This window comes from Pseudomonas sp. Y3 TE3536, from assembly GCF_053629175.1.
Genome location: NZ_JBRJHU010000001.1, coordinates 825,024 through 845,194 on the forward strand (window position 1 = coordinate 825,024; position 20,171 = coordinate 845,194).

The window sequence follows — 20,171 nt, forward strand, 5'->3', positions numbered from 1 at the left end:
CTCTCCAGGAGCCACGTAAAGGATTTTTCCTACTTTACGTGCCCATGAACTGACCCAAGTCAGCGAATGGCGCAGGCGTCGGATTTACTCTGTCGTCAACTTTCTCCTGGCAGGAGTTGTTAAATGTCTGATTCATCCGGAAAACTAAAACTCGGTGCGTTAGTTGCACTGGTAGTGGGTTCAATGATTGGCGGCGGGATCTTCTCGTTGCCACAAAACATGGCGGCCAGCGCAGGCGTTGGTGCGGTGCTGATCGGCTGGGCAATCACTGCGGTCGGCATGCTGACCCTGGCGTTCGTGTTCCAGACCCTGGCCAACCGCAAACCTGACCTGGACGGCGGTGTGTACGCCTACGCCAAAGCCGGTTTCGGTGACTACATGGGCTTCTCGTCGGCCTGGGGTTACTGGATCAGTGCCTGGCTCGGCAACGTCGGTTACTTCGTGCTGCTGTTCAGCACCCTCGGTTACTTCTTCCCGATCTTCGGTGAGGGCAACACCCCCGCCGCGATCATTGGCGCCTCGATCCTGCTGTGGGCCGTGCACTTCCTGGTGCTGCGGGGGATCAAGGAAGCGGCGTTCATCAACCTGGTCACCACGGTCGCCAAGATCGTGCCGCTGGTGCTGTTCGCCCTCATCTGCCTGTTCGCCTTCAAACTCGATGTGTTCACCGCCGATATCTGGGGCCTGGGCACTCCGGAGCTGGGCAGCGTGATGAACCAGGTGCGCAACATGATGCTGGTCACCGTCTGGGTGTTCATCGGCATCGAGGGCGCGAGCATCTTCTCGTCACGGGCGGAAAAACGCGCTGACGTGGGCAAGGCCACCGTCATCGGCTTTGTCACCGTGCTGTTGTTCCTGGTGCTGGTCAACGTGCTGTCGCTGGGCATCATGACCCAACCAGAACTGGCCAAGCTGCAGAACCCGTCGATGGCCGCCGTGCTCGAACATGTGGTCGGCCACTGGGGGGCGGTGCTGATCAGCGTCGGCCTGATCATCTCGCTGCTGGGGGCGCTGCTGTCGTGGGTGCTGCTGTGCGCCGAGATCATGTTCGCGGCCGCCAAAGACCACACCATGCCGGAGTTCCTGCGCCGCGAAAACGCCAACCAGGTACCGGCCAACGCCCTGTGGCTGACCAACGCCATGGTGCAGATCTTCCTGGTCATCACGCTGTTCTCCAGCAGTACCTACCTGTCGCTGATCTACCTCGCCACCTCGATGATCCTGGTGCCTTACCTGTGGTCGGCGGCGTATGCCTTCCTGCTGGCACTGCGCAGCGAAACCTACGAGCAAGCCCTGGCCGAACGCAAGAAGGACCTGTTCATCGGCGCCGTCGCCTTGCTGTACGCCATCTGGCTGCTGTACGCCGGCGGCGTGAAGTACCTGCTGCTCTCGGCCCTGCTGTACGCCCCTGGGGCCATCCTGTTCGCCAAGGCCAAGCGCGAGGTTGGCCAACCCATCTTTACCAACGTGGAAAAACTGATCTTCGCGGCCGTGGTCGTCGGCGCCCTGGTGGCTGCCTATGGCCTGTACGACGGCTTCCTGACCCTTTGACCCACGTCTTCGCACACATGGAGGAATGAACAATGTCCGCTGAAAAACAGAAGTACGGTGTCCACTCCGAAGCCGGCAAACTGCGCAAAGTGATGGTCTGCTCCCCTGGGCTGGCCCACAAGCGCCTGACCCCGAGCAACTGCGATGAACTGCTGTTCGACGATGTGATCTGGGTCGACCAGGCCAAGCGCGACCATTTCGACTTCGTCACCAAGATGCGCGAGCGCGGCGTCGATGTGCTGGAAATGCACAACCTGCTGACCGACATCGTGCAGCAACCGGAAGCCCTCAAGTGGATCCTGGACCGCAAGATTACCTCTGACACCGTGGGTGTCGGCCTGACCAACGAGGTGCGTAGCTGGCTCGAAGGGCTGGAACCACGCCATCTGGCGGAGTTCCTGATTGGCGGCGTGGCCGGCCAGGACCTTCCAGTAAGCGAAGGCGCCGAAGTGATCAAGATGTACAACAAGTACCTGGGTCACTCCAGCTTCATTCTGCCGCCGCTGCCCAACACCCAATTCACCCGTGACACCACCTGCTGGATCTACGGTGGTGTAACGCTCAACCCGATGTACTGGCCTGCGCGGCGCCAGGAAACGCTGCTGACCACCGCCATTTACAAGTTCCACAAGGAGTTCACCGGTGCTGACTTCCAGGTCTGGTATGGCGACCCGGACAAGGATCACGGCAATGCCACCCTCGAGGGCGGCGACGTGATGCCAGTCGGCAAGGGTATCGTGCTGATCGGCATGGGTGAGCGCACCTCGCGCCATGCCATCGGCCAACTGGCTCAGAACCTGTTCGAGAAAGGCGCTGCCGAAAAAGTCATCGTCGCTGGCCTGCCGAAGTCCCGCGCAGCGATGCACCTGGACACCGTGTTCAGCTTCTGCGACCGCGACCTGGTAACGGTATTCCCCGAGGTGGTGAAGGAGATCAAACCCTTCATCATCACCCCGGACTCCAGCAAGCCCTATGGCATGAACATCGCGCCGCAGGATGCCTCGTTCCTCGAGGTGGTATCCGAGCAATTGCTGGGTAAGAAAGACAAGCTGCGCGTGGTCGAAACCGGCGGCAACAGCTTTGCCGCCGAGCGCGAACAGTGGGATGACGGCAACAACGTGGTGGCCATCGAGCCGGGCGTGGTCATCGGCTACGACCGCAACACCTACACCAACACCCTGCTGCGCAAGGCCGGTATCGAGGTCATCACCATCAGCGCCGGCGAACTGGGCCGGGGCCGTGGCGGCGGCCACTGCATGACCTGCCCAATCGTGCGCGACCCAATCGACTACTAACGACCATACGCCCGGCCGCGCCCACGAAGCGGCGGCCGGGATGTTTGCCAAACTCAAGGAGAAACTGTCATGGCGTTCAATATTCACAACCGCAACCTGCTCAGCCTCGAACATCACACCACGCGCGAGCTGCGCTACCTGCTGGACCTGTCCCGCGACCTCAAGCGCGCCAAGTACACCGGTACCGAGCAGCAGCACCTGAAGGGCAACAACATCGCCCTGATCTTCGAGAAGACCTCGACCCGCACCCGCTGCGCCTTCGAAGTCGCCGCCTATGACCAGGGCGCCAACGTCACCTACATCGACCCCAACTCCTCGCAAATCGGCCACAAAGAAAGCATGAAGGACACCGCCCGCGTGCTCGGGCGCATGTACGATGCCATCGAGTACCGCGGCTTCAAGCAGGAGATCGTCGAAGAACTGGCCAAGTTCGCTGGCGTGCCCGTGTTCAACGGCCTCACCGATGAATACCACCCGACCCAGATGATTGCCGACGTACTGACCATGCGTGAGCACAGCGACAAGCCGCTGCACGACATCAGCTACGCCTACCTGGGCGATGCCCGCAACAACATGGGCAACTCGCTGCTGCTGATCGGCGCCAAGCTCGGCATGGACGTACGCATCGCCGCGCCCAAGGCGCTGTGGCCACACGACGACCTGGTCGATCGCTGCAAGAAATACGCGGAAGAAAGCGGCGCACGCATCACCCTCACCGAAGACCCGAAAGCGGCGGTCAAGGGCGTGGACTTCGTGCACACCGACGTCTGGGTATCGATGGGCGAGCCAATCGAAGCCTGGGGCGAGCGCATCAAGCAGCTCAAGCCGTACCAGGTGAATGCCGAGCTGATGAAGGCCACCGGCAACCCACGGACCAAGTTCATGCACTGCCTGCCGGCCTTCCACAACTCGGACACCAAGGTGGGCAAGCAGATCGCCGAACAGTACCCAGACCTGGCCAACGGTATCGAAGTGACCGATGACGTGTTCGAGTCGCCGGCCTGCATCGCCTTCGAGCAGGCGGAAAACCGCATGCACACGATCAAGGCGATCCTGGTGTCGACCCTGGCTGACCTGTAAGGGCTGACTCGACGGGAGGAACAACCCTGAACCCTGTGGGAGCGGGTTTACCCGCGAAAGCGTCAGCCCAGAAGACATCACTGGCCTTGCCGACGCATTCGCGGGTAAACCCGCTCCCACAGGGTCGGTGCCCGTCTTGGGAGCAGCACCCACTTTTCCGATAAAGGACATTCCCCATGCGTATCGTTGTTGCATTGGGCGGCAACGCCCTGCTGCGTCGCGGCGAGCCCATGACCGCTGACAACCAGCGCGCCAATATCCGCACCGCCACCGAGCAGATCGCCAAGATTCACCCCGGCAACGAACTGGTCATCGCCCACGGCAACGGCCCACAGGTGGGCTTGCTGTCGCTGCAGGCGCTGTCCTACAAGCCGGACGAAGCCTACCCGCTGGACGTGCTCGGCGCCGAAACCGAAGGCATGATCGGCTACATGATCGAACAAGAGCTGGGCAACCTGCTGGCGTTCGAAGTGCCGTTCGCCACCCTGCTCACCCAGGTCGAAGTGGACGCCAACGACCCGGCCTTCAAAGACCCGACCAAATTCATCGGCCCGGTCTATAGCAAGGAAGAAGCCGAACGCCTGGCCAAGGAAAAAGGCTGGGTGGTCAAGGCCGACGGCGACAAGTACCGCCGTGTGGTGGCCAGCCCCAAACCCAAGCGCATCTTCGAGATCCGCCCGATCAAGTGGCTGCTGGAAAAAAGCAGCATCGTGATCTGCGCCGGTGGCGGTGGCATCCCCACCATGTACGACGAAAACCGCAAGCTCAAAGGTATCGAAGCGGTCATCGACAAGGACCTGTGCTCGGCACTGCTGGCCGAGCAATTGGAAGCCGACCTTCTGATAATCGCCACCGACGTCGATGCGGCCTACATTGACTGGGGCAAGCCTACGCAAAAAGCCATTGCCCAGGCCCACCCCGACGAACTCGAACGCCTGGGCTTCGCCGCTGGCTCCATGGGGCCGAAGGTGCAGGCGGCCAGTGACTTTGCCCGCAACACCGGCAAAGTGGCGGTGATCAGCTCGCTGGAGAACATCGAAGACATCGTCAAAGGCACCGCCGGCACCCGGGTTTCCACAGCCAAGCCTGGGATCAGCTACCGTTGAATGCAGTGGGCGGGCGTCTGGCGCCCGCCATTTTCGACCTTCCAAAGGAGCTTGCCATGGCCCAGTACCACCCTGGTCATGTACACATCGAGCGCAGCGCGCTGAACACCAATGACCACAGCTATGACCTGAACATCGAATACGAGGCCGCGACGGACCCCAAGGAAGGCAGAGGCATTCAGTTCCGCATGCATGGCAGCATCGAAGGCAAGACGGTGGAGGAGAAGTTCTTCCTGCCCAAGGACCAGGTGCTGCCCAGCTTCCTCATGCTGCTGACCCGCAAGGCTCAGTCTTACCTGGCCCCGCCGAAGAAGTTCGAGAACCTCAGTTCACCGCACAAACTCTACGATTACATGTTCGCGGACATTCGCGAAAAGCTGGACGTGAAGTCGGGCGACGCGATCAAGCCTGAACATCTGGAGTGATTTCAGAATTTTGGGGCTGCTTTGCAGCCCTTTCGCGACGCAAGGCCGCTCCTACAGAACACGCGCTACCTTTGTAGGAGCGGCCTTGCGTCGCGAATGGGCCGCAAAGCAGCCCCGGCAATGTTAAGGCATACTAGCGCCCTCCCCGGCCATCACCGCAACCCTCCCCATGCGCATCCACGTCAGCTTCATCGACCGCGTCGGCATCACCCAGGAAGTCCTCGCCCTGCTCGGTGCCCGCAACCTCAATCTGGACGCCGTGGAGATGGTCCCGCCGAACGTCTACATCGACGCCCCGACCCTCAGCCCCGCCGTGCTCGAAGAGTTGCACGACGCCTTGTTCGAAGTGCAGGGCGTGCAGTCGGTGGATGTGGTCGACATCCTCCCGGGCCAACGCCGCCACCTGCAGCTCGACGCCCTGCTCGCGGCCATGAGCGACCCGGTGCTGGCGGTGGACAGCGCAGGCCTGGTGCTGCTGGCCAACCCGGCGTTGATTGCCCTGTGCGGGCGCGAGTCGGCCGGGCGCTCGGTGGGTGAACTGTTCGGCGACAACGGCCTGCTTCAGGCCCTGCAAGACAACAACTTCCACCTGCCAATGCGCGAGATGCAGCTCAATGGCCAGAGCCTGCTGCTCGACGCCACCCCCATCACCAACGCCGGCGGCCTGCTGACCCTGTACCCGCCGACGCGCATGGGCGAGCGCCTGTCGGCCTTGCACCATGACCACGCCGAAGGCTTCGATGCCTTGCTCGGTGAGTCACCGGCCATCCGTACCCTCAAAGCCCGCGCCCTGCGCGTGGCGGCCCTCGACGCACCCTTGCTGGTACATGGCGAGACCGGCACTGGCAAAGAGCTCGTGGCCCGCGCCTGCCATGCCATCAGCAGCCGCCATGCCGCGCCGTTTCTTGCCCTGAACTGCGCCGCGCTGCCCGAGAGCCTGGCCGAGAGCGAGCTGTTCGGCTATGCCCCAGGCGCCTTTACCGGTGCGCAACGCGGTGGCAAACCGGGGCTGATGGAACTGGCCAACCAAGGCACGGTGTTTCTCGACGAGATCGGCGAAATGTCGCCCTACCTGCAGGCCAAGCTGCTGCGTTTTCTCAGCGACGGCAGCTTCCGTCGCGTGGGTGGCGACCGTGAGGTGAAGGTGGATGTACGCATCATCAGCGCCACCCACCGCGACCTGGAGCGCATGGTGGCCGAAGGCACCTTCCGTGAAGACCTGTTCTACCGCCTCAACGTGCTTAACCTGCAGGTGCCACCGCTGCGCGACCGTGGCCAGGACATCCTGATGCTGGCGCACTTCTTCATGCAGCAGGCCTGCACGCAGATCCAGCGCCCACCCTGCCGGCTTACGCCAGCCACCCACTCGGCGCTGCTTGCCAACCCATGGCCAGGCAACGTGCGGCAGTTGCAGAACGTGATTTTCCGCGCTGCGGCCATCTGCGAAGGCAACCTGGTGGACATTGGCGACCTGGACATCGCCGGCACTTCGGTGGCCCGCGGCCAGGACGGCGAAGTGGCGAGCCTGGAGCAGGCTGTGGGCGACTTCGAGCGGGAACTCTTGCAGCGCTTATATGCAAGTTACCCCTCAACACGGCAATTGGCCGGCAGGCTGCAAACGTCGCATACCGCCATTGCGCAGCGGCTGCGCAAGTACGGTATACCCGGAAAGTCATGAGGCCTGTTGAACAGCCCGAAGGTTATTGACCGGACGCAACAGGGTGCTCAACCCCAACAGCACGAAGGCACCGATCATCATCACCGCCCAAGCCCAGTGCAATGAGCTGAGCTGGTCACGCACGATACCGGCGAGCAGTGGCATGCTGGCGGCGATCAGGTACCCACCACCTTGCACGAACGCCAACAGCGCACCGGCCTTGGACGGTGAATCCGCGTGGTCCATGGCAACGATCAACGAGAGAGGGAAAAGCGCCCCAATGCCCAGGCCCAGGCATACCGTCGCCACGGCCGCCAACGCTACCGGCGCGACCATCAGGCACGCCAACCCTGCTATCAACAACAGAATGACCAACACCAAAGGGTGCCTGCGGTCAGGAAAGCGCTGGATCAAGGATGACACGAGCAACCCGGCGAGCACTTCGGTAACGGTCAGTGCCCCCAACAGGTAACCCGCCTCGGCCGCTGTCCACCCCAACTCGATGTAGAACGGCGGCAACCAGGCCAGCACCAAGGTGTAGGCACCTGTGCCAATGCCGAAGAACAGCAACAGCAGCCAGGCCCGCGCGCTGCGGTAGGGCAATGTGGCCGCCACCTGTCCGCCAGGGGTACCACGCGCTAGCAACAGCCAGACGATCAGGGCGACCAATGCCGGGACGGCAGCGTAGCCCAACGACAGTTGCCAGCCGAACAGGCTCGCGCCGGGTGCTGCCGTGGCGGCGGCCAACGCGGCGCCCGCCATGATGCCGGTGGTGAACAACCCCATCAGCATGCCGGCACTTTGCGGATGGCTGCCTTTGAGGAACGCTGGCATCAGCGCCTGAATGATCGCAATGCCGATACCGCCCAGTGCCGCCGTGGCGATGAGCGCTTCGGCAGTGCTGACGTAGGCGCGTGCAGCGCAGCTCAGCGCAATCAGCACGATGCCTGTCGCCACGCCCGTGGTCTCACCGACCAGACGCAGCAGCCAGGGGCCGGACAACGCGAACAGGCCCATCATCATCACCGGCAAGGTTGTCAGCAGGCCGGCTTGGGTATTGCTCAGCCCCAGGTCGTGCTGCAGCAACTGCAGCAGCGGGCCGATGGCAGCCATGACCGGCCGCAAGTTCAAGCCGATCAATATCGCCAGCAACCCGACGCAGGCTTTGTTGGGGGTATCAGACATGATGGAGGGGCTCCTGCAGAAACGCACCGGTTACCTGGTTGAATGCCTGTGCCAGCGGTACGTTGAATACGTGCCCCTCGCCAGCGAGGGTGGCCAGGCGAGCGTGACCGATGTTGCTGCAGATGGTTTCGGCCTCGGCGCTGGGGCTGATCGGGTCAAACTCTGCGGCGAGCACCAGTGTGGCAGCCTGAATGCGTTGCAAATCGCCAGTCAGGTCGTACTGCTTCATGCCCTCGCACCAGCGGACCTGGTTGTGCGCCCGTAACTGCGCCGCCTGGGCGTGCCACGCCTGGTAAAGCCGCTGACCATCGGGCGAGGCGGCGAAGTCCGCACCCACCAATGCAGGCCAGCTCGATTTGAAGCGCTTGAGGCAACCATCCTGCTTGCCCAAGGCGGCCGCCCACTCGCTGAGCAGCCCTCGGCGATGCGCCGTGCTCATGCTGGCGAAGGTGCCGGCAACGATCAGTTTCTCTACAGCGTGAGGTGCATGGCAGGCCATCTCAAGGGCCACCATGCCCCCCAGGGACAAGCCGATGAGCTGGATGCTGTCGAGCCCAAGGTGGTCCAGCAGCGCCAGCATCTCCAAGGCTTGGGCGTGCGCGGTGATGCCTTCGGGTGCATCACTGGATGCACCGTGCCCTAGCAGGTCGGGTACGATGACACGGTGCCCGAGGCCGAGCAGCGCGCTGAGCTGCGGCATCCACGCCCTGCCGCTGTTGCCCAACCCGTGCAGCAGGAGTACAGGGCTACCGGAGCCGGTGTCATGATAATAGTGACGATGCTGTCCATGTATGAAAAAAGCCATGCTGCCTCCTGATCCTTGAGCTTCACCGCGCCAAGATAGCTTAACGTTAAGATTGTTAAAAGGTGCGGGGGTTCAGAAGGTGCGCTGGTTACACATTTCCAGGTTGAACGATGAGTGCAGCAATGAACGATCATGTCGATTTCGTCGTCGCGCAGTGGGCGCAGGCGATGCCTTCCGTGGATGTTTCCTCCATGGAGATCTTTGGCCGAATGGCGCGTATCAGCAAGCACCTGGAGCGCATGCGTGCAGAAGCCCTGGCGCAGTATGGTTTCAAGGAGGGCGAATTCGACGTCCTGGCAACCTTGCGCCGTGCGGGGGCGCCCTACCGCCTGACGCCAACCGAGCTGTATCGCTCGCTGCTGATAACGTCCGGCGCGATGACCAACCGCTTGGCGAGACTGGAAAGCGCCGGCATGGTCGAGCGCATTGCCGACAATAACGACAAGCGCAGCTCCCAGGTGGCCCTCACAGCACAGGGCAAGGCATTGATTGATAAGGCCGTCCTTACCCATACTGAGATCCAGGAGCTGGTACTGGCCCCCCTGAGCGCCGAGCAGCGAGCACACTTCGCTCAGCTGTTGAAGCAAATGCTCGCTCATCTGCCAGGTGAGGGTGCGCCCAGGCAATGAACTGGAAAATTCAGGAGGAATTTTCATGCTTCACAGCAATTACCTGAAGCAATTGGATCTGCAGGACATCGTGGTGTTCATCAACCTGCTCGAACTGCGCAGCGCCAAGCGGACTGCCGAATTGATGAATGTCAGCCAGCCCACCGTCAGTTATTGCCTGAAGCGCCTGCGCGGGTGCTTCGACGACACCTTGTTCTCGTCGTCGCAAGGGGTGCTGAAACCCACCACCAAAGCGGAAAAGATTGCGCCGTACCTGCGCGTGGTGGTCGAGTCCGTCAACCGCTGTGCCGAGGACGACAGCAGCGTCTCGCCACAAGCACAGCGCAAGATCTGGCGCATCTGCGCGCCCGAGTATTTCGAACTGTCCTTCTTGCCGCAGGCGCTGGCGGTACTGTCCCGAACCCACGGCAATACCTCGCTGCACCTCGAACGCTTGAGCCGTGACCTGCCGGTGGACCGGCTGATTTCAGGCGACATCGACATTGCCATCGGCTTTGGCCCCGGCTATCACCAGATGCACCCCGAGCTGCAGTGGCAACCCGTGCTCAGCGATGATTTCGTGTGCGTAACCAGCCAAGGCATGCTCGCCAGTGAAGAGGCCATGAGCCTGGACGAGTTCTGTGCGTCGCCCCATGTGTTCCCCACACCGTGGATATCGGAAAAGAACATGGTCGACAGCTGGCTGGACAAGGTTGGCCGATCACGCAACGTGCTGGTGCGCGCCAACGGCTATCAGGCCTGCGTGAATATCGTGGCTGCCGTGCCCGCCACGGTGGCACTGCCCGCACGCCTGTTGCCGCACCTGCGCATCGCGCCTGGGCTGAAGGTGTGCAAACCGCCACTGGGGTTCCCCAGTTTCACCCTCGACATGATCTGGTCGCGCGACCGCAGCGACAGCAAGGATATTTCCAGCCTGCGTGCACTGGTCGAAGCGGTGGCGCAAACGCTGTTGACGGAACGATGACCCGCTTTATTAAATTTTCCCATCGCATTTAAATTTCTTAAAACCAGCAGCTTGTTCTTTTCACTTACTGTGAGGTCATCGGGTAGCGGTGTTCTACCTGACCCACAGTTCACGGAGGAATAAGTCATGCTGGCGCACGTACAACCCACGGTGTTTCCGTTCTATCGACAACCGACACCGTGCTACGGTTTCGAATGTATCTATGCCGTCGACCGCGACCTGCGGGTAGGCGATTCAATCAACAGTGCAACACTGTATGAAGACCTCGCCCACAGTGGCGCAATTATCTACCGCGACTTTGCCGATACACTGCCGGACTTCAACGACTTCGTCAGTGCGCATTCCGCCCGCGTGACATTCGACCCGGCCCGCAAAGCCGCCACGTCCAACACGGCAGAAATCGAGGCCGGGGTGAATGAAATGGGGCTGCACCGTGAGAACGGTAACTTGCCATTCAACCCCGACCTGCAGTGGTTCTACTGCCTGGAGCCAGCAGCCGTCGGCTCTGAGACGACCTTGTGCGACGGCCAACGCGTACTGTTCGACTTGTCTTCGAAAACCCGAAAGTGTTTTGAGAACCGTGAGATTCGTTACAGCCGGCGCATCCCTTGGAACAATGTAAAACGTTTTCTGAGCATTGAACTGCAACTGCCCATCGATGACATTACCGACGAGCATTTGCACCAGGTCAATCAACGTGTCAGTGGCCAAACTTACCGTCGCATCGATCAGAACCTGATTGCGTCAGAACTGATTATCTCGGCGGTTGAAACCAGTTGCTTCAGCGGCAAGCAAGCGTTCTGCAATTCAATGCTCGGCCCCAGCGTCAATTATGAACCGCCGCTTATCACGTGGGCCGATGGTGAAGATATCGCCCTGGATATCTGGGACGAAATCAAAGAAGTCACCGCCCGCAATACCTATAGCCACTTCTGGCAGAAGGGCGACCTGGTGGTAATCGACAACACCCGGGTGATGCACGGTCGCCGACGCCTGGATGACCCCTCACGGCGCATATTCGGCGCGCAAAGCTACCGCATTGGAGGTATCGGCCAATGATCAGCCAAAAAATGCAGGACTACCTGGCCGCCACCCCCGACCGCGTAGTGATCAAGGAAATGAACGGTCGCGCCTACACGTTGCACGAATTGCGCCGTGACGTGATGCGACTGGCCAGTGCCCTCGAGGGGCGGGTTGGCCGCTGCGAACGCAAAGTGTTCGGCATCGCCATGCGCTCTTGCTACGAGTGGGTGTACACCTTGTTGGCGATCCAGAAAGTAGGCGGTGTGTTGCTACCGGTGCCCATCGAGTTCTCCGACGACCAGATCGGCAGCCTGCTCGGCAAGGCGGCGGCAGTGTTCGTCAGCGATGAGCAAACCGCCGGCCGCCTGCACGCTATTTTGCCGGACAAGGCGTGCTTCATTCCCGCGCAACTCATGCACGAGACCATTGGTGATGAATGGCGCCAGGAGGACGAGCTCATCCCGGACGGCATTGTTTCGATCATCCACACGTCCGGCACCACCTCCAAACCCAAAGGAGTGATGATCCGCGACGAGGCCGTCGGGTTGCTGGTCGATAACGTGATGAAGCGCCTGCCACAACAGCCGCTGCACTACTTCTCGATTGTCCCGATGAGTTTGCTGATCGAGCAGGTGCTGGGGGTATTCATCCCGATTCTGTCCGGCGGCACCTTGACCCTCATGCCCGAAGGCATGACCGAATACGGCGCAGCCAGCGGCAACGCACGGCAGTACCTGCAGCTGATAGCCCCCAACCAGCCGAACTTCCTGTACCTGCCGCCCAAGCTGCTGGAAGAGGCCAACCTGCTGCTCGAGCACTGCTCGGTCGAGGAACTGTTCGGGCCACAATGCCCGCACATCATCACCGGCGGCGCGAAGATTCCGGTAACGGTTTTGCAAGCCTTGGAAGCGCACGGCGTGCAGGTGTTCGAAGCCTATGGCCTGAGCGAGAACTCTTCGATCATTTCGCTCAACTCACCGGCGCAACGGCGTATCGGCTCGGCAGGCACACTGCTCGATGGTATCGAACCCAAGCTGGTCGACGGTGAATTGCTGGTCCGCACGCCGACCCTCTGCGCCGGTTACTACAACGCCGACGATACTGCCTGCGACCTGTCCGATGGGTATCTGCATACCGGCGATATCGCCGAATTTCGCGACGGTTATCTGTACATCACCGGCCGCAAGAAGCACGTGATCATCCTGTCTACCGCACGCAACATTTCGCCTGAATGGGTCGAGAACGTCTACAAAGAGAGCGCCCTGGTAGACGACATGATCGTCATGGGCGAAGGCAAGGACGAGCCCTGCGCCATCGTCTTGAGCAGCGCCTGCGCTGACTCGGTCCGCCAGGAAATGGCGCGCCTGGAGCACCGGCTCGCCGACTTTGCCAGGGTCAGGCAGATTCGCGTCATCGCTGACATCGCCACCTTCCGTGATCAGTTCTACACCGTCACGGGGCGGCCACGCAGGGCCGAGATCGAAGCGCGGTTCATCGACCAGATGTACGCCTGAGGAAGCCACCATGTACATCGTGCGTAATTTCTACAAAGGCCGACCTGGCTACCGATGCCTGCAGGAAGCGGTACGTGCCCACTACCTCAAGCACTATGGCGCGACGCCAGAGCCACAGCCCGATCTGTTCGTCTGCCTGACCGGTGCCAACGGTGGGGCCCCAGGTTACGCCTGTGCGGGGATCAGCTACGGCGATTCCGGCAAGCTGTTCAGCGAGTACTACCTGGATCAAAGCCTGGATGAGCGCTACCACATCGATCGGGCACGCATTGCCGAAGTGGGCGCATTCGCCTCGTTCCATAGCGGCAGTGGGGCCGGGAAGTACTTGCTCAACAACGTGATCAAGACACTGGCCCTGCGAAATTTCGGCTTGGTGGTGCTGACCGCGACCGAGCAGGTGCGGCAGCTGCTGATCCCCCTGGTGGACACCCTTGAGGACCTGGGCGGTGCCGACCGCAGCAGGCTCAAGGACCCTGGCGTCAACTGGGGCAACTACTACGAACACGGACCACGGGTGGTGGCTTCGCGCCTGTCTGCACCGAGTACCTGGGGCAATGCCCCCGCCCTGGCGCTGAGCCAGCCGCATTTCACCTGCCAGGCATCCGCCTGACCACATCTGGCTCCGGGCATGGCCGTGCCCGGAGCACTGGAGGTAACCATGAACGCAAACAAGCGTTACGAGAATTTCATCGTGTTCCTTGCGCCCCTGATCAATAGCGTCGGGGGTATCGCCATCGACCTGTATGCGCCGAGCATGCCGTCAATTGGGCATGAGCTGGGCGCCAGCCCGTCGCTCATGCAAAACACCATCACCATCACCTTGCTGTTCTATGCCATCGGCCAGCTATTTTTCGGCATCATGACCGATGCGCGCGGGCGCAGGCCGGCGGTAATCCTGGGCCTGGCGCTGTTCCTCAGCGGTAGCCTGCTGGCCACCTTCTCGACCTCCATCGAAATGCTGTTGGTGGCCCGCGCACTGCAAGGTTTTGCAATCGGTGCCTGCCAAGTGGTTGCCCGTGCCTTGCTGGTCGATATCGTCAAGGGCCCGCGCTTCTATGTGGCGATCATTTACCTGAGCCTGGCGTTCGGCCTCGGGCCCGTCATCGCACCCTATGTGGGCGGCATGATCGAGGTCTACCTGGGGTGGCGCTACAATTTCGTCCTGTATGCGGTCTACGCCGTGATCGTGATGGCGTTCGTCCTGGCTGGCCTCAAGGAATCGCTGCCCGCCACTGCCCGCCGCAGTGCCATGCAAACGTTGGTGGGCTACCGGTGCATCCTGGCTGACGGGCGCTTTCGCTCTTCGGTCATCGTGCTGGGGGCAAGTTTCTCGGCGTTTCTGCTGTGGAACGTGATTGGCCCGCACATCGTCCAGGAACGGCTGGGCCATGACGCACAGTACTTCGGCACCACGGCACTGGCGGTGGGCAGTTGCTATCTGGTCGGGACGCTGGTCAATCGCGCGTTGATCCGCAGGGTCCAGGCGGCCACGTTGATGTGGACGGGCATGCTGCTGTTCCTGCTCGGCGTGTTGAGCATCGCCGCCATGCCGGCTGGGCTGAACCTGGTCAGCATCCTGGGTGGCATCATGCTTGTCGCGTTTGGCCAGGGCTTTATCTTTTCCAACGCCATGGCCCGCTCCATGTCCCTGTTCCCCGACCGCGCAGGCGTAGCGGCAAGCCTGCAAGGCTGCCTGATGCTGGTGTTCGGGTCGCTGGCGTCGGGCATCGTCAGTGCGCTGCCGTTGGCGTCCAACCTGGCGATCGCGGGCGTGTTCCTGGTGCTCTGGCTGATCTCGCTGTCGGGGATGCTGACGGTGCGCCTGCAACAGCGCCAAGCGTCGCCAGCCTGAGCCAGGTGCCGACCGCTAGGCTTAGATGACGTGTGTGTATTGATTTCAATACATCGTAATGGAATCAATACACACCCACACCGATCTGTATCTATAAGGGTTTGCCACGACTGGCGATTTGGGCCGTGGACCTTCTGTATCGATTTCATTCCGGCCTCGTATTCACGAGCATTTCGATAATCGATCAAGCCATTGATTTATAAGCGTTTTATTTTATTGGCCACATTTTTGCTACAGGAAATCCAACAAGTGCGTGGCTGACCACGCCTACCGCCCTGCTTTTCGAGGATTTCCCATGAGCGAGTTGCGTTTTACTGAAGATCACGAATGGCTGCGCGTCGAAGCTGACGGCAGCGTCACCGTGGGCATCACCGCCTACGCCCAGAACGCCCTCGGCGATGTGGTCTTCGTGCAACTGCCAGAGTTGCAGCAATATGAGAAAGGCAGCGAAGCGTCCACCGTCGAATCGGTCAAGGCCGCCAGCGGCGTGTACATGCCGCTGACCGGCGAAGTGGTCGAGGTCAACGGCCAGCTCGAAAGCAGCCCGGAACTGGTCAACGAAGACCCGATGGGTGAAGGCTGGTTCTTCCGCTTCAACCCGGCCGACATGAGCGAAGTGACCGCCCTGCTCGACCAGGACGCCTACGACCGCCTGATCAAAGCCAACGACGACGCCTGAGGAACCGCACCATGACCATCAACCTCGGCACCGCCAACGAATTCATCGCCCGCCACATCGGCCCACGCGCCGCTGACGAACAGGCCATGCTCGCCACCCTGGGGTTCGATTCCCTGGACGCCATGACCGCCGCGGTCATCCCCGACAGCATCAAGGGCACCAGCGTGCTCGGCGCTGAAGACGGCCAGAGCGAAGCCGACGCACTCGCCTCGCTGAAAGCCATCGCCGGCAACAACCAGCTGTTCAAAAGCTACATCGGCCAGGGTTACTACAACACCCACACCCCGGCACCGATCCTGCGCAACCTGCTGGAAAACCCGGCCTGGTACACCGCCTACACCCCTTACCAGCCGGAAATTTCCCAGGGGCGCCTGGAAGCGCTGTTGAACTTCCAGACCCTGATCAGCGACCTGACCGGCCTGCCGATCGCCAACGCCTCGTTGCTCGACGAAGCCACCGCTGCCGCCGAAGCCATGACCTTCTGCAAGCGCCTGTCGAAGAACAAGGCCAGCCATGCCTTCTTCGCTTCCAGCCACTGCCACCCGCAAACCCTCGACGTGCTGCGCACCCGTGCCGAGCCGCTGGGCATCGACGTGGTGGTTGGCGACGAACGTGAACTGACCGATGTCAGCGCTTTCTTCGGCGCATTGCTGCAGTACCCGGCCAGCAACGGTGAGGTGTTCGACTACCGCGACCTGGTTCAGCGCTTCCACGCGGCCAACGCCCTGGTGGCCGTGGCTGCCGACCTGCTGGCCCTGACCCTGCTGACCCCGCCAGGCGAGTTCGACGCTGACGTGGCCATCGGCAGCGCCCAACGCTTTGGCGTGCCACTGGGCTTTGGCGGCCCGCACGCGGCTTACTTCGCCACCCGCGATGCATTCAAGCGCGACATGCCGGGCCGCCTGGTCGGCGTGTCGATCGACCGCTTCGGCAAGACCGCCCTGCGCCTGGCCATGCAAACCCGCGAACAGCACATCCGCCGTGAGAAGGCCACCAGCAACATCTGCACCGCCCAGGTGCTGCTGGCCAACATCGCCAGCATGTTCGCCGTGTACCACGGCCCGGCCGGCCTCAAGCGCATCGCCCAACGCACCCATGCACTGACCGCCATCCTCGCCGCCGGCCTCAAGGCCATGGGCGTCCAGGTCGTCGGCGACAGCGCCTTCGATACCCTGACCCTGGCCACCGGCGAAGCCACCGCCAGCCTGCATGCCAAAGCCCGTGACCAGCGCATCAACCTGCGCCAGGTCGACGCTGGCCACGTCGGCCTGTCGCTCGACGAGACCACCGCCCAGGCGGATGTCGAAGCGCTCTGGCAACTGCTGGCCGGCGACCAACCGCAACCGGACTTCGCCGCCCTCGCGGCCAGCACGGGCTCGCTGCTGCCGGCCAACCTGCTGCGCCAGTCGGCGATCCTCGAACACCCGGTGTTCAACCGCTACCACAGCGAAACCGAGCTGATGCGTTACCTGCGTCGCCTGGCCGACAAGGACCTGGCGCTGGACCGCAGCATGATCCCGCTGGGTTCGTGCACCATGAAGCTCAACGCTGCCAGTGAAATGATCCCGGTCACCTGGGCCGAATTCGGCAACCTGCACCCGTTCGCCCCGGCTGAACAAAGCCAGGGTTACCTGCAGATGACCACCGAGCTGGAAGCCATGCTGTGCGCCGCCACCGGTTACGACGCGGTGTCGCTGCAACCCAACGCCGGTTCTCAGGGCGAGTACGCCGGCCTGCTGGCCATCCGTGCCTACCACCGCAGCCGCGGCGAAGGCCACCGCGACATCTGCCTGATCCCGTCTTCGGCCCATGGCACCAACCCTGCGACCGCGAACATGGCGGGCATGCGTGTGGTGGTCACCGCCTGTGACGCCCGTGGCAACGTCGATGTCGAGGACCTGCGCGCCAAGGCCATCGAACACCGCGAGCGCCTGGCCGCCATCATGATCACCTACCCGTCGACCCACGGCGTGTTCGAAGAAGCGATCGGCGAAATCTGCGCGATCATCCACGACAACGGCGGCCAGGTTTACATCGACGGCGCCAACATGAACGCCATGGTCGGCCTGTGTGCCCCTGGCAAGTTCGGCGGCGACGTTTCGCACCTGAACCTGCACAAGACCTTCTGCATTCCGCACGGTGGTGGCGGCCCGGGCGTCGGCCCGATCGGCGTCAAGTCGCACCTGGCGCCGTTCCTGCCCGGCCACGCGCAGCTGGAGAACCCGCAGGGCGCGGTGTGCGCCGCACCGTTCGGCAGCGCCAGCATCCTGCCGATCACCTGGATGTACATCCGCATGATGGGCGGTGCCGGCCTCAAGCGCGCGTCGCAAATGGCCATCCTCAACGCCAATTACATCGCCCGCCGCCTGGAAGAGCACTATCCTGTTCTGTACACCGGTGGTAATGGCCTGGTTGCCCACGAGTGCATCCTCGACCTGCGCCCGCTGAAGGACACCAGCGGTATCAGCGTCGACGACGTGGCCAAGCGCCTGATCGACTTCGGTTTCCACGCCCCGACCATGTCTTTCCCGGTGGCCGGCACGCTGATGATCGAGCCGACTGAAAGCGAGTCCAAGGAAGAGCTGGACCGCTTCTGCGACGCGATGATCCAGATCCGCGAAGAAATTCGCGCCGTCGAGAACGGCAGCCTGGACAAGGACGACAACCCACTGAAAAACGCCCCGCACACCGCAGCGGAGCTGGTTGGCGAATGGGCCCACGGCTACAGCCGTGAACAGGCGGTTTACCCGCTGCCGAGCCTGGTGGAAAGCAAGTACTGGCCACCTGTCGGCCGGGTCGACAACGTGTTCGGCGACCGTAACCTGGTCTGCGCCTGCCCGTCGATCGAGAGCTACCAGGACGCCTGATAGCTCATCGGCCCACCGCCTGACTTGTGGGAGCGGGTTCACCCGCGAATGCAATTGTGGACTCACTGACGCATTCGCGGGTAAACCCGCTCCCACAGGGTCCAGTGTCGCCTTCAAGCCTTACCTGGAGGAAGCAGTATGTCACTGAGCGTCTTCGACCTGTTCAAGATCGGCATCGGCCCCTCCAGCTCCCACACGGTCGGCCCGATGCGCGCCGCCGCACGTTTTGCCGAAGGCCTGCGCCGCGACGGCCTACTGGCCAGCACGGTCAGCGTCAAGGCCGAGCTGTATGGCTCGCTCGGCGCCACGGGTAAAGGCCACGGCAGCGACAAGGCGGTGTTACTCGGCCTGGAAGGCGAGCACCCCGATACCGTCGATACTGAAGCCATCCCCGCCCGCCTGCAGGCCATCCGCGACAGCGGCCACCTGCGCCTGCTCGGCGAACACGACATCGCGTTCGTCGAAAAGCAGCACCTGGCAATGATCCGCAAGCCACTGGCCTACCACCCCAACGGCATGATCTTCCGCGCCTTCGACCACGCCGGCCTGCAGATCCGCAGCCGCGAGTACTACTCGGTAGGCGGCGGTTTCGTGGTCGACGAGGACGCTGCCGGCCACGACCGTATCGTCGAGGACAGCACGCCGCTGCCCTACCCATTCAAGTCCGCCAAGGCGCTGCTCGGGCACTGCACCGCGCAACACCTGTCGATCAGCCAGGTGATGCTGGCCAACGAGGCGGCCTGGCGCCCGGAGGCCGAGACCCGTGCCGGCCTGCTGCGTATCTGGCAGGTGATGCAGGATTGCGTCGAGGCCGGTTACCGCCATGAAGGCATTCTGCCGGGTGGGCTCAAGGTCAAGCGCCGGGCACCGGCGTTGTACCGACAGCTCAGCCAACACCCGGAAGCCAGCCTGCGCGATGCGCTGTCGGTGCTCGACTGGGTCAACCTCTACGCGCTGGCGGTAAACGAAGAGAACGCCTACGGCGGCCGCGTGGTCACCGCACCCACCAATGGCGCCGCGGGCATCGTCCCTGCGGTATTGCACTACTACATGCGCTTTGTACCGGGTGCCAGCGAAGACGGCGTGGTGCGCTTTCTGCTCACGGCGGCGGCCATCGGCATTCTCTACAAAGAAAATGCCTCCATCTCCGGCGCCGAGGTTGGCTGCCAGGGCGAAGTGGGCGTGGCCTGCTCGATGGCCGCTGGTGCCCTGTGCGAAGTCATGGGCGGTAGCGTGCAACAGGTCGAGAACGCCGCCGAGATCGGCATGGAACACAACCTGGGCCTGACCTGCGACCCGATTGGTGGGCTGGTTCAGGTGCCCTGCATCGAGCGCAACGCCATGGGCTCGGTGAAGGCGATCAACGCCGTGCGCATGGCCTTGCGCGGTGACGGGCAGCACTTCGTCTCGCTCGACAAGGTCATCCGCACCATGCGCCAGACCGGCGCCGACATGAAAAGCAAATACAAGGAGACCGCCCGCGGCGGTCTGGCCGTCAACATCATCGAGTGTTGACCCGATAACAACACCAAGGAGTCA

17 protein-coding genes are annotated in these 20,171 nt (G+C 62.2%); 15 read left to right on the forward strand and 2 right to left on the reverse strand.

Going from position 1 to position 20,171, the window contains the following annotated elements:
- The first annotated feature begins 123 nt into the window (after nt 1-123).
- The 6 genes from arcD (at nt 124) to AB7M33_RS03725 (ending at nt 7,135) form a co-directional block, all read left to right on the forward strand.
- Nucleotides 124-1,551, forward strand: coding sequence for an arginine-ornithine antiporter (gene arcD, locus AB7M33_RS03700; RefSeq protein ID WP_027595652.1), 1,428 nt, complete (start codon nt 124-126; stop codon nt 1,549-1,551).
- Nucleotides 1,552-1,583: 32 nt separating this feature from the next.
- Nucleotides 1,584-2,846, forward strand: a complete 1,263-nt coding sequence (gene arcA / locus AB7M33_RS03705; protein ID WP_019471749.1) for an arginine deiminase — start codon at nt 1,584-1,586, stop codon at nt 2,844-2,846.
- Between the two features lie 69 nt (nt 2,847-2,915).
- On the forward strand, nt 2,916-3,926 hold the full coding sequence (locus AB7M33_RS03710; protein ID WP_027595650.1) for an ornithine carbamoyltransferase: 1,011 nt from the start codon (nt 2,916-2,918) through the stop codon (nt 3,924-3,926).
- A 176-nt stretch (nt 3,927-4,102) separates the two neighbouring features.
- Entirely contained in the window at nt 4,103-5,032 is a 930-nt protein-coding gene (gene arcC / locus AB7M33_RS03715) for a carbamate kinase (RefSeq protein WP_085272675.1), read from the forward strand.
- A gap of 56 nt (nt 5,033-5,088) precedes the next feature.
- Entirely contained in the window at nt 5,089-5,457 is a 369-nt protein-coding gene (locus AB7M33_RS03720; protein WP_265969929.1) for a DUF5064 family protein, read from the forward strand.
- 169 nt (nt 5,458-5,626) lie between these two features.
- Nucleotides 5,627-7,135 (forward strand): sigma-54-dependent transcriptional regulator, encoded by a 1,509-nt coding sequence (locus AB7M33_RS03725; RefSeq protein ID WP_027595647.1) that lies wholly within the window; start codon nt 5,627-5,629, stop codon nt 7,133-7,135.
- Here AB7M33_RS03725 and AB7M33_RS03730 read toward each other — a convergent pair.
- Nucleotides 7,130-8,299, reverse strand: a complete 1,170-nt coding sequence (locus AB7M33_RS03730) for an MFS transporter (protein WP_085272673.1) — start codon at nt 8,297-8,299, stop codon at nt 7,130-7,132. The two genes, AB7M33_RS03725 and AB7M33_RS03730, sit on opposite strands and share 6 nt — an antisense overlap.
- A complete protein-coding gene (locus AB7M33_RS03735) occupies nt 8,292-9,104 on the reverse strand; it encodes an alpha/beta fold hydrolase (protein ID WP_186675678.1) in 813 nt (270 codons plus the stop codon). The genes AB7M33_RS03730 and AB7M33_RS03735 overlap by 8 nt, the downstream gene beginning before the upstream one ends.
- Nucleotides 9,105-9,226: 122 nt before the next feature.
- On the opposite strand from AB7M33_RS03735, the gene AB7M33_RS03740 reads away from it, so the two are divergent.
- The 9 genes from AB7M33_RS03740 to AB7M33_RS03780 all read left to right on the forward strand — a co-directional run bounded on the left by AB7M33_RS03740 (nt 9,227) and on the right by AB7M33_RS03780 (nt 20,147).
- Complete coding sequence (locus AB7M33_RS03740) at nt 9,227-9,733, forward strand: MarR family winged helix-turn-helix transcriptional regulator (protein WP_099428413.1); 507 nt, start codon at nt 9,227-9,229, stop codon at nt 9,731-9,733.
- 25 nt (nt 9,734-9,758) lie between these two features.
- A complete protein-coding gene (locus AB7M33_RS03745) occupies nt 9,759-10,697 on the forward strand; it encodes a LysR family transcriptional regulator (RefSeq protein WP_265969924.1) in 939 nt (312 codons plus the stop codon).
- A gap of 126 nt (nt 10,698-10,823) precedes the next feature.
- The gene (locus AB7M33_RS03750) at nt 10,824-11,756 is read left to right on the forward strand and encodes a TauD/TfdA family dioxygenase (protein WP_454242440.1); all 933 of its coding nucleotides are present in this window, start codon (nt 10,824-10,826) and stop codon (nt 11,754-11,756) included.
- Entirely contained in the window at nt 11,753-13,234 is a 1,482-nt protein-coding gene (locus AB7M33_RS03755; RefSeq protein WP_454242441.1) for an AMP-binding protein, read from the forward strand. The genes AB7M33_RS03750 and AB7M33_RS03755 overlap by 4 nt, the downstream gene beginning before the upstream one ends.
- A gap of 10 nt (nt 13,235-13,244) precedes the next feature.
- Nucleotides 13,245-13,844 (forward strand): thermostable hemolysin, encoded by a 600-nt coding sequence (locus AB7M33_RS03760; RefSeq protein WP_027595641.1) that lies wholly within the window; start codon nt 13,245-13,247, stop codon nt 13,842-13,844.
- Nucleotides 13,845-13,892: 48 nt separating this feature from the next.
- Entirely contained in the window at nt 13,893-15,086 is a 1,194-nt protein-coding gene (locus AB7M33_RS03765) for a multidrug effflux MFS transporter (protein WP_186675671.1), read from the forward strand.
- A gap of 295 nt (nt 15,087-15,381) precedes the next feature.
- Nucleotides 15,382-15,765, forward strand: a complete 384-nt coding sequence (gcvH, locus tag AB7M33_RS03770) for a glycine cleavage system protein GcvH (protein ID WP_016501301.1) — start codon at nt 15,382-15,384, stop codon at nt 15,763-15,765.
- Between the two features lie 11 nt (nt 15,766-15,776).
- Complete coding sequence (gene gcvP / locus AB7M33_RS03775; RefSeq protein WP_265969918.1) at nt 15,777-18,632, forward strand: aminomethyl-transferring glycine dehydrogenase; 2,856 nt, start codon at nt 15,777-15,779, stop codon at nt 18,630-18,632.
- A 138-nt stretch (nt 18,633-18,770) separates the two neighbouring features.
- Entirely contained in the window at nt 18,771-20,147 is a 1,377-nt protein-coding gene (locus AB7M33_RS03780) for an L-serine ammonia-lyase (protein WP_238210336.1), read from the forward strand.
- The last annotated feature ends 24 nt before the right edge of the window (nt 20,148-20,171 follow it).

Excerpts from the sequence above, each read along its gene's own strand:
- arcD (WP_027595652.1), top strand. The coding sequence starts at position 124 with ATGTCTGATTCATCCGGAAAACTAAAACTCGGTGCGTTAGTTGCACTG.
- arcA (WP_019471749.1), top strand. The coding sequence starts at position 1,584 with ATGTCCGCTGAAAAACAGAAGTACGGTGTCCACTCCGAAGCCGGCAAA.
- AB7M33_RS03710 (WP_027595650.1), top strand. The coding sequence starts at position 2,916 with ATGGCGTTCAATATTCACAACCGCAACCTGCTCAGCCTCGAACATCAC.
- arcC (WP_085272675.1), top strand. The coding sequence starts at position 4,103 with ATGCGTATCGTTGTTGCATTGGGCGGCAACGCCCTGCTGCGTCGCGGC.
- AB7M33_RS03720 (WP_265969929.1), top strand. The coding sequence starts at position 5,089 with ATGGCCCAGTACCACCCTGGTCATGTACACATCGAGCGCAGCGCGCTG.
- AB7M33_RS03725 (WP_027595647.1), top strand. The coding sequence starts at position 5,627 with ATGCGCATCCACGTCAGCTTCATCGACCGCGTCGGCATCACCCAGGAA.
- AB7M33_RS03730 (WP_085272673.1), bottom strand. The coding sequence starts at position 8,299 with ATGTCTGATACCCCCAACAAAGCCTGCGTCGGGTTGCTGGCGATATTG.
- AB7M33_RS03735 (WP_186675678.1), bottom strand. The coding sequence starts at position 9,104 with ATGGCTTTTTTCATACATGGACAGCATCGTCACTATTATCATGACACC.
- AB7M33_RS03740 (WP_099428413.1), top strand. The coding sequence starts at position 9,227 with ATGAACGATCATGTCGATTTCGTCGTCGCGCAGTGGGCGCAGGCGATG.
- AB7M33_RS03745 (WP_265969924.1), top strand. The coding sequence starts at position 9,759 with ATGCTTCACAGCAATTACCTGAAGCAATTGGATCTGCAGGACATCGTG.
- AB7M33_RS03750 (WP_454242440.1), top strand. The coding sequence starts at position 10,824 with ATGCTGGCGCACGTACAACCCACGGTGTTTCCGTTCTATCGACAACCG.
- AB7M33_RS03755 (WP_454242441.1), top strand. The coding sequence starts at position 11,753 with ATGATCAGCCAAAAAATGCAGGACTACCTGGCCGCCACCCCCGACCGC.
- AB7M33_RS03760 (WP_027595641.1), top strand. The coding sequence starts at position 13,245 with ATGTACATCGTGCGTAATTTCTACAAAGGCCGACCTGGCTACCGATGC.
- AB7M33_RS03765 (WP_186675671.1), top strand. The coding sequence starts at position 13,893 with ATGAACGCAAACAAGCGTTACGAGAATTTCATCGTGTTCCTTGCGCCC.
- gcvH (WP_016501301.1), top strand. The coding sequence starts at position 15,382 with ATGAGCGAGTTGCGTTTTACTGAAGATCACGAATGGCTGCGCGTCGAA.
- gcvP (WP_265969918.1), top strand. The coding sequence starts at position 15,777 with ATGACCATCAACCTCGGCACCGCCAACGAATTCATCGCCCGCCACATC.
- AB7M33_RS03780 (WP_238210336.1), top strand. The coding sequence starts at position 18,771 with ATGTCACTGAGCGTCTTCGACCTGTTCAAGATCGGCATCGGCCCCTCC.